Source organism: Candidatus Acidiferrales bacterium (assembly GCA_036514995.1).
In the GTDB taxonomy this organism is placed as follows: Bacteria; Acidobacteriota; Terriglobia; order Acidiferrales; family DATBWB01; genus DATBWB01.
Window position 1 is genome coordinate 1 of record DATBWB010000110.1, and the last position, 13,871, is coordinate 13,871.

Genomic DNA, 13,871 nt, shown 5'->3' on the forward strand with positions numbered 1-13,871 from the left:
CCCCGCCAGCAACTTTCCATCATTGCCGGCGATGTCGGCCTGCCCTGCTGGGAAGGTGCGCCGGATTCGAACCCGTTTGAGCTTGCCAAGGGCGCCCGGCGCGAGGCGAACCTTTCCGCCTACGACGTGATCCTGATGGACACGGCCGGGCGGCTCCACATTGACGAAGCATTGATGGCTGAGCTGGCGCAGCTCAAGGAGCAGTTCACGCCGTCGGAAATGCTCTTTGTTGCCGACGCCATGCTGGGCCAGGACGCGGTGAGGTCAGCGGGGGAATTCCATCGCCGGTTGGGCCTGACCGGGGTCATCCTGACCAAAATGGACGGCGACGCGCGCGGCGGGGCAGCGCTTTCCATCCGCTCGGTCACCGGCGCCTCCATCAAATTCATTGGCACGGGAGAAAAATACGACGCCTTTGAGCCGTTTCATCCCGACCGGATTGTCTCGCGGATTCTCGGCATGGGCGACATGCTATCGCTCATCGAAAAGGTGGAAGAGCACGTGGACCGGAAGCAGGCCGAGGAGTTGGAGCGAAAGATTCGCAGGAGCGAGTTCACGCTTGAGGATTTTCGCGACCAGTTGCGCCAACTGCGCAAGATGGGGCCGCTCGAGCAGATTGTCGGCATGCTGCCGCAGATCGGCCCGCTCAAGAACATTCCTCGGGGTGCAGTGGATGAGGCCCAGCTCAGGCACATCGAAGCCATCATCAACTCGATGACGCCGGCGGAGCGCGAGAACGAGCGCATCATCAACGGCAAGCGGCGCAAGCGCATCGCCCGGGGCAGCGGGACGTCTGTCCAGGAGGTCAACCGGCTCCTCCGCCAGTACGCTGAGATGCGCAAGATGATGAAAGCGGTGGGCGGCGGCATGCTCAAGAAGCTTCCGGCAAACTGGAAAGGGCTTAAAGACCTCGGCATGTAGCCGCCCGGTTCGGCAAGCGGGTGGGTGGCGGCGGAGTTGGGACGGGCAGTCGAGAAGGTTCGGGATTCGCTGCCCGTTGTGATTCTCTTTAGCGGTATAATCCTCAGGAGGTTATTAATGTGTTGACGATTCGTTTGGCCCGCGTGGGAGCAAAAAAGAAACCGTCGTACCGGGTGGTGGTCACGGAAAAATCGCAGCCCCGCGACGGGCGGTTTGTCGAGGTGGTGGGCCACTATGATCCGTCCCGAAGGCTCGGGACGGCGGTGACGCTCCATAGCGAGCGTATCCAACACTGGCTCCGCCGCGGCGCCCAGCCCTCGGATACGGTGCGCAGCCTGCTCCGCAAGCATAAGGTCCTCTAAGCGGCTTCATGGAAAGTTTCATTGGCGATCGCAGCTCGACGCTGTGGAGCACGTTCCGGTTCGAGGGCCGATCCCGTGTCCGCATGGGGCGGAAACGGGACAGGGGAGCGGGAGGGCCGCATGAAGGAGCTGGTGGAAGCGATTGCGAAGGCGCTTGTGGATCTTCCTGATCAGGTTTCGGTAAGAGCCGTCGAGGGCGAGCAGGCGACGATCCTGGAGTTGCGCGTGGCCCAGAGCGACCTGGGCAAGGTGATCGGCAAACAGGGGCGCACCGCCCGCTCGATTCGCACCATCCTCGGCGCAGCCGGGATGAAACTCAAGAAGCGCTTTACCCTGGAGATCCTGGAGTAAGTTTGAATCCCGATCCGCGCGATTCGGGCCAGACGGACCGGGTGACGGTGGCGGTGATTCAAAAACCGCAGGGCCGCCACGGCGAAGTCCTGGCCCGGATCCTCACTGATTTTCCTGAACGGTTGCTCGATCGGCGCCAGGTCTTGCTCTGGAATGGCCATCCCGCCGCGGCCGGCCAGCCGGCTACGATCACCCGCGGCTGGTTCCACAAAGGCGGGATCGTGCTTCAGTTTGAAGGCTGCGCCACGCGCGCCGACGCCGAAAAACTTCGCGGCTGGCACGTGCAGATCCCCAAAGCCGACCGGGTCGAACTGCCGGCTGGCAGTTACTACATCTCAGATTTGACGGACTGCGAAGTTTTCGAGCGGACGGCGGATGGCGCGAAAAGAATGGGCCGGGTGCGGGAGGTGATCGCCGCCGGGGAAAACCTCGGCGGGCCGCACCTGCTCGAGGTGGAAACCCCGGACGGCGCCATCCTGATCCCGCTCGCGCAGGAGATTTGCCCCTCGATTGACATTTCCGCGCGGCGGATTGAAGTCGTGCTGCCGGAAGGACTCAAGGACGCCAACCGCGCTTCGATCCCGCAGAGCGGGACTCGCCGCACCGGGCGAAAGTCGAAGTACTAATCCTCGCCCACCCACCCCGTCCCGAAGATGGGGAAGAAGAACGGTTGACGATGAGCGTTGCCCGATGACTTTCGACATCATCACCATCTTCCCTGATTTCTTCTCCGGCCCGTTTGCCTGGGGTGTCATTCGCCGGGCTCGCGATGCGGGGCTCATTCAAATCCGCATTCACGACCTCAGGAATTTCACCACCGACAGGCATCGGACAACCGACGACCGGCCTTTCGGGGGCGGCGAAGGCATGGTGATGAAGTGCGAACCGCTCTTTGCCGCGGTGGAAAGCATCCTTCAGGCCGTGCCGACAACGGAGCGCGAAAGGGTAGCGGTTGTTTTGCTCTCCGCCTCGGGCAAACCCTTCGACCAGGCGACGGCGCGGGGCTGGTCGGGCCTTCCGCGGGTGATTTTGCTTTGCGGGCGCTATGAGGGCGTGGATGAACGCATCGCCGAGCAAGTGGCTACCGAAGAAGTCTCGGTGGGGAATTTTGTGCTTTCTGGCGGCGAGTTGCCGGCCGCGATGGTGGTGGACGCAGTGACGCGGCTACTTCCCGGGGCGCTTGGCGATGAACGCTCCTCGGAACAGGAATCGTTCACCCCGCCGACGGCGGCCCTGGAGTCCCGTTCCCTTTCGCCCAGGGCAGGTTCCGTCGAGACCCGTGCTGCTTTTGAGTCCGCCGGTTTGGGCGGCGCCCCGACCAGTCGGGGCGGCGGAGGCATCCTCGATTGCCCGCACTACACTCGACCGGCGGAGTTTCGCGGCTGGGCCGTTCCGGAAGTGCTCATCAGCGGCAACCACGAGGAAATCCGGCGCTGGCGCCGCAAGCAGGCCCTGGGAAAAACTCTTCGCAACCGCCCCGACCTGCTCGCCGGGACCGCGCTCACCGACGAAGACCGCCGGCTCATCGAGGAAATGCAAGGAAGAAAATGAACCCTCGCCACCGGCCATGCCGACGCCTGGGCACTGGTCAGGGGTCGCGCGGCCGTCAGGGTGCTGGTCAAACCCGCCGGCCTCCGATATAATGCTCGTTTTGAAAAACGCGGGAGAAGCCATCATGAGCATGCTGGAAAAGGCCGTGGGCGCCCACCTCAAGAAGGAACTGGCATCCTTTCGCCCGGGCGACACTGTCCGGGTTCATGTCAAGATCATCGAAGGCGACAAGGAGCGCATCCAGCCTTTCGAAGGCGTGGTCATCAAAAAGCGCGGGCAACTGACCGGTACCTCCTTCACCCTTCGCCGGGTCAGCTTCGGCATTGGCGTCGAGCGTATCTTTCCCCTTCATTCGCCCGTCGTTGACAAAATCGAGGTGATCCACCAGGGCCGCGTCCGGCGCGCCAAACTCTATTACCTCCGCAAGCGAAAAGGGAAAGCCGCGCGCCTTAAGCGGCAAAGCGAATTCCTGCCCACCTCCGGCGCCAAAGAAGAACAAAGTCAGTAACCGGCGATCAGCGACCGGCGTTTCCAAAGATCTTGCTCTTCAAGAGCCAACCCTCTCGGATTGGCTTTTTGTCTTCCGGTTCGTGGCGGTCTGACCTGTGCTATCATCCCCCGAAGAAGAAGGCAGGGAAGGCGGCCGGCAATTCCGGGCTCGCAAGAGCAGAACAGACGTCCGCATGGGGCGACTTTGTAGCCGCAGGTACGAGCGCATCGCCTACCGAGAGGGATGGTTGCGCGTGGCTGGCGTGGACGAGGTGGGCCGCGGCTCACTCTTCGGTCCGCTGTTTGCTGCTGCCGTCATTCTTTCCCCCAAGCGCCGCATCCACGGAATTGATGATTCGAAAAAGTTGCCGCCGGAGCGGCGAGAGATTCTGGCCGAGCGCATCAAAGAGCACGCCCTGGCCTGGGCGTTTGCGGAAGTGGCGGCGGCGCAGATTGACGCCTGGAACGTCTATCAAGCCACCAAGCAAGCCATGGTGGAGGCGATCGAGCAACTTCAACTCCCGCCGGACTATCTTCTGCTGGACGGGATGGGGCTCGAAGTAGCCACCGAGCAGAAAGTTTTGATCAAGGGCGACAACCGTTCGGCTTCGATTGCGGCGGCGTCGATTCTGGCCAAGGTTGCGCGGGACGCAAGGTTGCGCGAGTGGGATCGAATCTACCCACAATATGGCCTGGGCAGAAACAAGGGCTACGCGACGCCCGAGCACCTTCAGGCGCTCCGCCGGTATGGGCCGTCGCCGCTGCACCGGCTGTCCTTTGCCCCGGTGCGAGAATCGGTCAGTTGGGGAGCCAGGGCAGAACAAACTGCCCTGGGCTTGGCAGCGACGGGAAGTTGTGGTACTAGTTCCATCTGAAACACACTCCCAGCTTCTCTCTAATCTTCAGTTTCATTGACACTTAGAGCACGGGAGCCGAAGGGTTTAGTCCCTGTCAATTATTGACATCATGGGGGTACTATGCTAGCTTGAAGTTCCTGCCTGCCCCCCCAGGAAACCAGGATGGCTTTCAACAAGGCCAAGTCTGTGGACGCAGCCGAAAAGTATCTGGCTCAGGGCAAGATTGGCCAAGCGATCGAGCAGTACCAGAACATTTTCAAACACGATCCCCGCGATCTCAGCCTTTTGAACACGATCGGCGATCTGTTCATCCGCCTCGGCCAGACAAGCGACGCCATCAGCCACTTCCACCGGTTAGCCGAAGCCTACGTCTCCGAAGGGTTCCTGATGCGCGGTATCGCCATCTACAAAAAGATGGCGAAGCTGGATGCGAGTCAGGTTGCCATCCTGGAGAAGCTGGCTGAACTGTACGCCGTGCAGGGGCTGATGAGTGAGGCGCGGTCGCACTTCCTGCAACTGGCGGAATACTATATTAAAAGCAATCAAGTGGACAAGGCAGTCGGCATCTTCCGGAAGATGCTGGCGCAAGAGCCGGACAACGCAACCGTGCAAATGCGGCTGGCCGAGCTTTGCGAGCGCATCGGCAAAACCAGCGACGCCGTCGAAGCCTATCTCCGCGCCGCCGAAAGATTAGCCCAGAAGCAGGATCACAAAGAATCTCTCCGCCTGGCGGACAAGATTCTTGGTTTGGACGGCAATCACGTCCGGGCACGGGTGGTCAAAGCCCGCTCGCTGGTGGCCACCGGCCAGGCATCGAGCGCCATCAGCCTGCTCGAGCCGCTCGCCGAAACCGACGATTCCTGCGCCATGCTCCTGGTCGAGAGCTACCTCTCCGGCGGGCAGCTTCCCCAAGCCCGCGCTTGGGGAGAGCGCATTTTCGACTCCAAGCCTGACCGCTACGAACTGCTTTTTGCGATCGCCTGCCATCACGAGGAAAGCGGCGACGCCGGGCAGGCGCTGGAGCTGCTCGGCCGGATCTCCAGTGCGATGATCGAGCATGACGAAACGGAAAAGCTCGTCAGCCGGGTGGAAAGCCTCGCCGAAAGAGAGGACGTTGCCATTGCGGCCCTCGAACTCCTCAAGAAGATTTTCGAGCAAACCGGAGAGCACTTCCGCGTACCTGATATTCTGGACCGCATCGCCGATGCCTGGGGAAAGAGGAACGAACACGCCAAGGCCCGCGAGATCCTTGAGGAACTTGTCCGGCTCGAGCCGGACAATCCGCATCATGTGGGTCGGCTGAATCAACTTCTCATCCTGATGGGCGACCGGCCCCACCCGGTTACGCCCCCGGCGCAACCGGCCGGTATGGAAGAAGAATCGTTCACCCTGGCCGACCAGCGGCCCGCGGAAGGCCAAGGAGTCGAGAGCAAAGCGGAGGATGAACTGGACGCGGGCACGCTCAAACGCCTGACCAGCGCCTTGACCGATGCGGACTTGATGTCCAGCTATGGCCGACCCCAAAAAGCCATTGAGATTCTGCAAAGCGCTCTCGAACTGGTGCCCAACCATCCCGCGGCGTTGGAAAAATTGCTCGACCTCTATCTCGGGGCCGGTGACTGGCCCCGCGTGGCCGAATATGCTGACAAGCTCTCAGGCATCTATGCCGAGCGAGGCGCCACGCGCCAAGCGGAGCGTTTTCTCGAGCTAGCCAACCGCTATCACAAGCAACCAGCAGCCCCACCTTCTGAACCGCTCATCGGGCTTCCGGAGGCAGAGCTGGCCCCAATGGTCGAAGAAGAAGTAGCCGAGCCCGCTCGCCCAGAGGGGACCGGGAGTCGCCCGGACGAAAGCGAGGTCGCGCTCATCGAAGCTCAGCCTGGACAGGATGGGGCTGAGGCCCTTCACGAAATTGATTTGTCCGAGGAGTGGGAAAAGATCGTCGGCACCACTGGGATGCCGCCTCCCGGGTCGCCTGGCCTCAATACCGCCGAGGTCTGCGAAGAAGTCGAGTTTTATATCCGCGAAGGACTGGTGGACGAAGCCCTGGCCGTGATTGACAAGCTGGCCGAACAGTTTCCCCGTGAGCGAATGTTGTCCGAACTGCGCGAAAAAGCACTGGCGGCAAAGGCATCGGGGGCGGTTGAGTCTCCAGAAGAAACCTTGATCACTCGCCTCGAGCCGGAAGAAACCGCCATCCTGTTTGATTTCGAGGACATCGCAAGCGGCACGGTGGAACTCCAACAAGCCGGGACTGCCCGTGCCGAGCCACCGGCCGCTCCTCCGCCGCCCAAGACGACGCCAGAAGCGATCGGACCTCGGGTTTCAGCGCTTGCCGCCCAAGAAGCCGAACAGGCTGAAGCCGCCGAAGCGCCCACCTCCCCTCGACCCGTCGCGGAGGAGATCACTGCAACCGAGTTCCGACAAGTCGGGACCCCCGAACCAGTTTTTGCCGACAGTGTTGCGGCTGAACCAGTGCCCGCGGAAACAGAAGCCCCGGCAGTCAAAAAATCAAAAGCGGCTGAGCCATTTATGACCGAACCCGGTGCCGAGGCGCCGGAAGAGCCAGAATGGACGCCGCCAGAGCCCGGACTTGTCGGGGCAACCGAATCGGCACCGGCTGAGCCGGAACCGGAACCAACCGAGGAGGAGCCTGTCGAAGTCGCCGCCGCGCTCCCGTTCGAAGAATCAGGGCTGGCGCCATCGCTCGAAGCGGCCGAGGAATCCAGCGAGGAGCCCCGAACGGCCGGAGAGGTTGAAACCCTCGAGCTGGTTTTGGAAGCCTCACCAGCAACGGGGCCGGTGGCGTCTGTGCCGACTGCCGCAGAATACGATGGCAATCAGTTTCTCGCCGACCTTGCTGCTGAATTCGAGATTCTGCCTGAGTCAGCCGAGCCGCCCACCACCCCGCAGAGCGGGACGGTAGAGCTTTCCGCCGCCACCGGGGTCGAGCAGCTAAGCGAAGTGCTCGAAGAATTCCGCCACGAACTGGGTGAGACCGATGAGGTCGAGGATGCCGAGACGCACTACAACCTCGGCATCGCTTACAAGGAGATGGGCCTGCTCGAAGAGGCCATCAGCGAATTTCAAAAAGCCTTCAAGAATATCAATCGCGGTCAGTCCGGCGCCTCCCGGATGGAGTGTTGCGTGCAGCTCGCCGTCTGCTTCATGGACAAGGCTATGCCGCAAATTGCCATCAAGTGGTATCTTAAGGGGCTGGAAAGTCCGGGGCTGGAACCGGAATCGGTTCTGGCGCTCCGGTACGATCTGGGCGTGGCCTACGAGCTATCGGGAGACATGAACCGGGCGCTCGAGTCTTACCAGGAAGTCTACGCCATGAACATTGACTACCGCGACGTGGCGGATCGGATCAGCGCTCTTAGCCGCCCCCGCGCCTGAGAGCGGCATGCTCCGTCTTCTCCTCTTCTTGCTGATTCTCTTTTGCCTGGAGCTGGGCGTCTTCCTGCTTCTCCTGCCCTGGACATCCCTCTGGGAGCAGAATTTCTTTCTGGTCCGTTATCCCGTTCTCGTGCGCTACTTGCTGAACCATTACGTTCGCGGCGGCATCTCCGGCGTCGGGCTGCTCAACGTGTGGATCGCCGTCTATGAGTTCCGCCACTTCCGGAACACGCTGACTCGACTTGAATCGCGCACCTAAGCCGTTGCTCTGCTACATCACCGATCGGAAACAGCTCCCGGGCGGCGACCCGCTGCCGGTTATTCGGGCTGCGGTTGCCGCTGGTGTTGATTTCATTCAAATTCGGGAGAAGGATTTGGCCACCCGGCCGCTTCTGGAATTGGCGCGGGCAGCGGTCGCGATGGCCCGCCCCGATGGAATCGGGGCGAGCCGAAGTGCCACGCGGGTCCTGGTTAACGACCGGCTGGATGTGGCGCTCGCCGCCGGCGCGGACGGCGTCCATCTGGGAACAGAATCGGTTGCCGTGGGCGTGGTGCGGGAACAGTATCCTGATCTGCTGATCGGCGCCTCCAGCCACAATTTGGAAGAGATCACCCGCGCGGCCAAGGAAGGGGCGAATTTTGCCGTCTTTGGACCAGTGTTTGAGACAGCATCCAAGCTGGGTTATGGCCCGGCGGTAGGACTCGACGCTCTCCGAGAAGCTGTCAAGGCCGTAAAGATTCCCGTGCTTGCTCTGGGTGGGGTTACTGTTGAAAATGCGAAGTCATGCCTGGATGCCGGCGCTGCCGGCATTGCGGCCATTTCGTTGTTTCAGACTGCCGGCTTATTGGCCCCGCTGGTGGAAGAACTTGGCCGGCTGCGGTAGCGCAAGGTTCGCCAGACGACGCCGAGCTTGGCAGCACCTCCGGCTTTAGGTTGGCCCGAGCCAGCGGCCGACCGGTTCCCAGCCGTCCACATGGTCGCAAACGACTTTGATGCCGGCAGCTATCGGAATGGCCAGGACCAGGCCCACAGCGCCCCACAGCCAGCCCCAGAACATCAGCGCCACCGTGACGGCGAGCGCGTTCAGTCGCACCCGCGGCCCCACCAATTTCGGCACGAGCAGGTTCACCGCCACCACATGAAAGGCAATCAGCACGAGGGCGATCCCGACGAACGGGCCAGCCGAGGTGTACCTGGCGGCGCCGAGGAGAAAGGGCGGAAAAAGCGCCAGCGGCACGCCCAGATAAGGAATGAGGTTGACGATACCGGAGACGATCGCTGCCAGAAAGGGATATTCCAGATCAATCAGCCAGAAAAACACAAAGGTCGCCGCAATGAGCACGAACATGACGATGAGGTTGCCCATCACATAGCCGCGCAGCATTTTGGAAAGATCGTCCAGCGTCTGTTTGGCGCGGTGGCGCCGTTCGAGAGGAAACAATTCCATGGTGTGATGCCAGAGCGAACGCTTCGAGGCAAGCATGAAAAACACCAAAAAGGGCATAAAGGCGACGGTGAGGAGTACGCCGTAGATGGAGCCTATGCCTCGCAGCAGGAACCGGCTCAGGGAAACCGGTTCGGCGATAGCCACTTCGCGGACGCGGGTGCGCCCGCGCGGCACAATCTCCCGGAAACGACTTTCGAGCTGATCAATTCTGTCCTGAACGGTCTGGACGGCCGTCTTCAGAAGGCGCGAGTATCGCGGCCAGTCACCGGCGAACTGGTCCACACGATCCACAAACAGATAGCCAAGCAAGGAAAGGATCAGCATGGCTGCCAGCAGAACCAGCAAGGCAGAAAGTGCCCGCGGCATGCGCCCCCTCTCCATCAAATTGACCACCGGATCGAGGACGAAGGCGGCGAGGATCGACACCAGCAGGGTGAGGATCACCGAGCTCGCGTAGTAGCAGAACATCAGAATCATGCCGACAGCAATGATGCGGACACTGGGATTGGAGCGAGGTCGGTCCATGCTTCTGTCCAGACGGCCGGAGCAACGGCCTGCCGCGGTGTGCGGCGGGGCAGGCCCTGCATCGCACGCTACCGGGAAGCCCAAAATAACATACCCGCCCGGGGAAGCCTAGTGCTCCCTCTCCAGGACACCGAGTGGTCATCACCCGCCTCCCTCGTGGCGCCGGTGAATCTCCGCAGTTCACTGGATATGGTCACCACGCTCTTAGGTGAGCCATGCACTCAAGGATTGGTGCAGTACACCCGCCGCAACCTGACTGTCTATCCGGAACGGGTCCAACAGTTCCTCCGGCAAATCGCCCGGTAGCCGCTGCCGTCAGCTCCCTTACCCTCCGCATGCCGGGACCCTCGCTCCTATCTTTGGCCGGGGCGGAGTTCCCGACCGATTCCTCCAAATTTGAGTTGAAATTGACTTGCCAAGGGGACGCGGCTAACATGATACGGAACCGCCGATGGCAACCGAACCGGAAAATCCCTTTCGTTGGGTCTTCCCAACCTCGGCTACCGGGAAAGAGCCCCGCGCGTCTCCCCCGGAAGCCGGGTCGCCTTCCGCCAGCGCTGCTGCCATCAGCCCCGACCTCACCGGTGAGGTCGTCTATGATCCCCTCACCGGACTGCTTTCCCGGCGGCTGTTTGAGGACCTTCTGGAACGGGAGTTGGCGCGCCACCGTCGCTACGGCACGAGCCTGGCATTGGTCGTGATGTTTTTCCGTGACCTCCGCGCCGTCAACGAAGCGCGCGGTCGCAGCGAGGGCGATCGGTTGCTGGGGGAAGCGGCGGCGGCTTTGACTTCCTGGATGCGCCAGTCGGATCTTGCCTTCCGCATCAGCGGAGATGAAATTGCTCTCATCACACCCGAGGTCAAAAGCAGCCGGCTGGCCGGCCTGGAGGCGCGCCTGCGTGCTCGCCTGAAGGAGGCGTTCGCGAGCGAGCCCGAATTCTTCGCTGGCCTGCAGCTTGGCTCGGCCAGCGGCCCGTCCGAAGGCACGAGCGCTGGCGAGCTTCTTGCCCTGGCTCGCGGGCGCCTCTCTTCCGCGACTTTCGTTCCTGCCGGTCACCCTTTGGCCGCGTCTCCCGAGGAAGGCGTCCGCCTGCGGGTGGTCAGTGTCTCGGACAATCGGCAGCATCAACGCATCTCGCTTGTGGACGCCCGCGCCTATGTTGTGGTCGTGGAAGGCCACGTGCGGGTCGCTCGCGTGCTGGACTTGAGTTATGGCGGTCTGAAACTGCAATTCGAGCGTGAAACGGACTTGCCCGAACAGTTTCAGGTCGAATTGCATGTTCCGGTCCTTCCCCAGATGCGGGTTCGTCTCCGTCGAGCTTACCGCTCGGTTTCGGGCGACCGGTCGATGATCGTCGGCTGCGCGTTTGCCTGAGCCTTCCGCTGGTTCGGCAAGCTCACCACAAGCAAAAGAGTTGCTTCCGCGCCGGCGGGCCCATTAGAGTTGCGCGCGCAAGGACACGACTTTTCGAGCCATGCGCATCATTGCCGGCACATTGCGCGGGCGACGCCTTCGGACTCTGCCAGGGCTGGATTTGCGGCCGACGAGCGATCGGCTGCGAGAAACGTTGTTTGACGTCCTGGCGAGCCGGGTGAACCACTGCGCGTTTCTTGATTGCTACGCCGGTAGCGGCGCGGTAGGACTGGAGGCGGGCAGCCGGGGCGCTCGCCGCGTCGTCTTTGTCGAGTCCAACCGCCGGGCCGCCGCCCTGATTCGCCAGAACGCTCTTTCTCTCCGCCTGCTCCTCGATTGGGAGGTTCGGAGGATGCCGGTGCTTCGGGCACTGGCCCAGCTCGAACGTGCCGGCGAAAAATTTGAAATCTGTTTTCTTGACCCGCCCTACCGCCATAGCGAGGAGTGTTTGAGCGCCCTGGCGCGCCTCTCCCGCTCGAAGCTTCTCGAACGCCAGGGGATCCTCGTCGTTGAGCACAGCCAGCGTATGGCGCTGCCGGAGTCGGTGGGCAAACTCGTCCGCTTCCGGCAACTTTGCCAGGGAGATTCCGTGCTCTCTTTTTATGCGCGCCAGCAAACGGGCGATGCTACCGAACTGCCCGGAGTTCTCCATAACGACAACAACCGACCTTGAAAGCGAGTGGCGAGAGACCTCGGGCTTGTCACCGAGACATAGGAGAGCCCGCCGCGGTTCACTTCAGGGGAGTTTTCCGCGATTGGATCGGGGCGAGCGGCGGGCGTGCGCCACCCGAGGACGGACTGGAAGCCGCCTATGTTGGGGCGCGCGGCCTTATCAGCTTTGGCACACGCCACAGGAATTCGGTTGACGCCCCTCGGCGCGGATGGTAACTAAGTAACCTGCTGGATGTCTTATCCGAGGCCAGTCATGAAAGCGCTGCAGCTATCTTTGTGGGCGATAATTATTTCTCTCATGGCCACCGGTCCGACGTTTGCCGCCGAGCCGCAGGCCAATTCCCGGCAGGCCATCGGTCAGGTGACTCCAACCGGCGATGTCACCCTGAATGAGATGCCTTTGCCCGGCGTCACTACTCTGTTTCCGGGGAGTCGGATCCGCACCGGAGCGCGCTCAGCGGCGGCGGTGAACGTTGCCGGCCGAGGCCAGTTCATTCTCGGCGAGAATTCCGAGGCAACGTTCCCCAGCACCCGCGGCGGCTATTTTACCCAACTGCTGAGCGGGTCCGCGGCGGTGAAAGTCGAGGCTGGCCAGGCATTGGAGGCTCTCGCCGGACGTTTTTTGATCACGGTGCGCCCGGCGGCGCCATCGTCCATCGAATTTTCTTTTCAACCCGATGGCTCGATCCTGGCTCTCTGCCAGGCTGGCGGCGCCCTGGTGATCGATTTGGATGGCGCGGAAACAGCCGCGCTTTCTCCCGGCAGCTCCATCCGTCTTTTTCCCGGCGGGCGGATTGCCGCCGCCGGGCCGGAAGTCCCTGGTGTCGCACCTCCAGCTCCTGAAAAGAGGGAACGAGAGCCGACCGGCAAAGCCAAGAAGTTGACCTTGCTGCTTCTTTTGGCCGGGGGAGGAGGAGCCGGGGCAGCGTTGGCTCTTGCCCGACGAGAAGAAAGCCCTTCACGTCCCTAGCCTGGTTCCGACTTGCTTGCCCTCTGGCCGATCCGAAGCGACTCCCAACAGCAAGCCATAAAGATGTTTCAGGGCCATAGCCGGCTGCCGACGGGCATGTTGGGAAGGGATCAGTGGTGACGGCACCGGCCGCTAAATAAACCGAAGAAACTTCTTCCGTCGCCGTGGCAGGGGCTCGGGGAGATAGGGCAGGGGCCGGCCTTCAATCGCGGCCAAGGGATTATTGTGAAAGAGGGCACCGGCCACGGCCTCACCGAGGCGCTTGGCAACCAGCTTATACGCGGGAGAGAGCAACGGCGGGCGCGACGTGAGGTTGTGGGAATCACTCGCTACAAAATGAACCAAGCCGCGCTCGAGCCATTCCCACGCACAGCGTTTCGCGTGCCGTCCAAAATGGCCCGTAAGCGATTGGGCAGTCACCTGCGCGCAGGTGCCGAGCTCCACCATCCTCTCCAGCAAGGCCGCATCGCGGCAGAGAAGGGCATTGCGCTCCGGGTGGGTCACCACCGGCACTAGATGCGCCAGCATCACCTCATGGAGAATCTGCAAAAGATTTGGCACCAACCCGAAATCGGAAAACTCGACGAGGAGATAATTTCGCTGGTTGATGGTGAAATCCCGGGGCTGCTGCCGGAGCAACGAGAGGTTTTCAAAGCTCAGGTGAAAATCGCAGCCGCCAAAAACTTGGAGGTTCCTGGGCGCCCGCTCGCGAAGCTGAGCCAGCAGCTCGCGGTTGACCTCGGGTTGAAATTCGTAGTGGGGATTGGCGTGCGGGGTGCCGACCATGTGGGTGATCCCGTCGGCCGCAGCCCGTTCGAGCATTTCAACGGAAGCCTCGAGCGTCGGCGAGCCATCATCCAGCCCGGGCAGAATGTGGCTGTGAATGTCCACCATGCGCCGTCCATCATACTA

16 protein-coding genes are annotated in these 13,871 nt (G+C 61.9%); 14 read left to right on the forward strand and 2 right to left on the reverse strand.

The window, feature by feature from the left end; genetic code table 11:
- The 10 genes from VIH17_07770 to VIH17_07815 all read left to right on the forward strand — a co-directional run.
- Window positions 1-921, forward strand: a 921-nt coding sequence (locus VIH17_07770; protein HEY4683130.1) for a signal recognition particle protein, incomplete at its 5' end; no start/stop codon positions are given.
- Window positions 922-1,043: 122 nt separating this feature from the next.
- Window positions 1,044-1,283 (forward strand): 30S ribosomal protein S16, encoded by a 240-nt coding sequence (gene rpsP, locus VIH17_07775; GenBank protein HEY4683131.1) that lies wholly within the window; start codon window positions 1,044-1,046, stop codon window positions 1,281-1,283.
- Between the two features lie 120 nt (window positions 1,284-1,403).
- On the forward strand, window positions 1,404-1,634 hold the full coding sequence (locus VIH17_07780; protein ID HEY4683132.1) for a KH domain-containing protein: 231 nt from the start codon (window positions 1,404-1,406) through the stop codon (window positions 1,632-1,634).
- Window positions 1,635-1,636: 2 nt separating this feature from the next.
- Window positions 1,637-2,260: a ribosome maturation factor RimM gene (gene rimM, locus VIH17_07785; protein HEY4683133.1), complete on the forward strand. Its 624-nt coding sequence runs from the start codon at window positions 1,637-1,639 to the stop codon at window positions 2,258-2,260.
- Window positions 2,261-2,324: 64 nt separating this feature from the next.
- Window positions 2,325-3,185: a tRNA (guanine(37)-N(1))-methyltransferase gene (locus VIH17_07790; GenBank protein ID HEY4683134.1), complete on the forward strand. Its 861-nt coding sequence runs from the start codon at window positions 2,325-2,327 to the stop codon at window positions 3,183-3,185.
- 124 nt (window positions 3,186-3,309) lie between these two features.
- Window positions 3,310-3,693, forward strand: coding sequence for a 50S ribosomal protein L19 (rplS, locus tag VIH17_07795; protein HEY4683135.1), 384 nt, complete (start codon window positions 3,310-3,312; stop codon window positions 3,691-3,693).
- 175 nt (window positions 3,694-3,868) lie between these two features.
- Complete coding sequence (locus VIH17_07800) at window positions 3,869-4,549, forward strand: ribonuclease HII (protein HEY4683136.1); 681 nt, start codon at window positions 3,869-3,871, stop codon at window positions 4,547-4,549.
- Window positions 4,550-4,693: 144 nt separating this feature from the next.
- A complete protein-coding gene (locus VIH17_07805; GenBank protein ID HEY4683137.1) occupies window positions 4,694-7,930 on the forward strand; it encodes a tetratricopeptide repeat protein in 3,237 nt (1,078 codons plus the stop codon).
- A gap of 7 nt (window positions 7,931-7,937) precedes the next feature.
- Window positions 7,938-8,189 (forward strand): hypothetical protein, encoded by a 252-nt coding sequence (locus VIH17_07810; protein HEY4683138.1) that lies wholly within the window; start codon window positions 7,938-7,940, stop codon window positions 8,187-8,189.
- Window positions 8,173-8,814 (forward strand): thiamine phosphate synthase, encoded by a 642-nt coding sequence (locus VIH17_07815; protein HEY4683139.1) that lies wholly within the window; start codon window positions 8,173-8,175, stop codon window positions 8,812-8,814. The genes VIH17_07810 and VIH17_07815 overlap by 17 nt, the downstream gene beginning before the upstream one ends.
- 45 nt (window positions 8,815-8,859) lie before the next feature.
- On the opposite strand, the gene VIH17_07820 is transcribed toward VIH17_07815, so the two are convergent.
- The gene (locus tag VIH17_07820) at window positions 8,860-9,903 is read right to left on the reverse strand and encodes an AI-2E family transporter (GenBank protein ID HEY4683140.1); all 1,044 of its coding nucleotides are present in this window, start codon (window positions 9,901-9,903) and stop codon (window positions 8,860-8,862) included.
- Window positions 9,904-10,014: 111 nt separating this feature from the next.
- Between VIH17_07820 and VIH17_07825 the strand changes: the two genes are divergently transcribed.
- From VIH17_07825 to VIH17_07840, 4 genes are all read left to right on the forward strand, one after another.
- Complete coding sequence (locus VIH17_07825; protein ID HEY4683141.1) at window positions 10,015-10,209, forward strand: hypothetical protein; 195 nt, start codon at window positions 10,015-10,017, stop codon at window positions 10,207-10,209.
- A gap of 145 nt (window positions 10,210-10,354) precedes the next feature.
- The gene (locus tag VIH17_07830; GenBank protein HEY4683142.1) at window positions 10,355-11,278 is read left to right on the forward strand and encodes a GGDEF domain-containing protein; all 924 of its coding nucleotides are present in this window, start codon (window positions 10,355-10,357) and stop codon (window positions 11,276-11,278) included.
- A gap of 100 nt (window positions 11,279-11,378) precedes the next feature.
- Complete coding sequence (gene rsmD, locus VIH17_07835; GenBank protein ID HEY4683143.1) at window positions 11,379-11,990, forward strand: 16S rRNA (guanine(966)-N(2))-methyltransferase RsmD; 612 nt, start codon at window positions 11,379-11,381, stop codon at window positions 11,988-11,990.
- Between the two features lie 252 nt (window positions 11,991-12,242).
- Window positions 12,243-12,959 (forward strand): hypothetical protein, encoded by a 717-nt coding sequence (locus tag VIH17_07840; GenBank protein ID HEY4683144.1) that lies wholly within the window; start codon window positions 12,243-12,245, stop codon window positions 12,957-12,959.
- Between the two features lie 132 nt (window positions 12,960-13,091).
- Here the strand turns inward: VIH17_07840 and VIH17_07845 are convergent, their stop codons facing one another.
- A complete protein-coding gene (locus VIH17_07845) occupies window positions 13,092-13,853 on the reverse strand; it encodes a CpsB/CapC family capsule biosynthesis tyrosine phosphatase (GenBank protein ID HEY4683145.1) in 762 nt (253 codons plus the stop codon).
- Between the last annotated feature and the right edge of the window lie 18 nt (window positions 13,854-13,871).

Excerpts from the sequence above, each read along its gene's own strand:
- VIH17_07780 (HEY4683132.1), top strand. The coding sequence starts at position 1,404 with ATGAAGGAGCTGGTGGAAGCGATTGCGAAGGCGCTTGTGGATCTTCCT.
- VIH17_07790 (HEY4683134.1), top strand. The coding sequence starts at position 2,325 with ATGACTTTCGACATCATCACCATCTTCCCTGATTTCTTCTCCGGCCCG.
- rplS (HEY4683135.1), top strand. The coding sequence starts at position 3,310 with ATGAGCATGCTGGAAAAGGCCGTGGGCGCCCACCTCAAGAAGGAACTG.
- VIH17_07800 (HEY4683136.1), top strand. The coding sequence starts at position 3,869 with ATGGGGCGACTTTGTAGCCGCAGGTACGAGCGCATCGCCTACCGAGAG.
- VIH17_07805 (HEY4683137.1), top strand. The coding sequence starts at position 4,694 with ATGGCTTTCAACAAGGCCAAGTCTGTGGACGCAGCCGAAAAGTATCTG.
- VIH17_07810 (HEY4683138.1), top strand. The coding sequence starts at position 7,938 with ATGCTCCGTCTTCTCCTCTTCTTGCTGATTCTCTTTTGCCTGGAGCTG.
- VIH17_07820 (HEY4683140.1), bottom strand. The coding sequence starts at position 9,903 with ATGGACCGACCTCGCTCCAATCCCAGTGTCCGCATCATTGCTGTCGGC.
- VIH17_07830 (HEY4683142.1), top strand. The coding sequence starts at position 10,355 with ATGGCAACCGAACCGGAAAATCCCTTTCGTTGGGTCTTCCCAACCTCG.
- rsmD (HEY4683143.1), top strand. The coding sequence starts at position 11,379 with ATGCGCATCATTGCCGGCACATTGCGCGGGCGACGCCTTCGGACTCTG.
- VIH17_07840 (HEY4683144.1), top strand. The coding sequence starts at position 12,243 with ATGAAAGCGCTGCAGCTATCTTTGTGGGCGATAATTATTTCTCTCATG.
- VIH17_07845 (HEY4683145.1), bottom strand. The coding sequence starts at position 13,853 with ATGGTGGACATTCACAGCCACATTCTGCCCGGGCTGGATGATGGCTCG.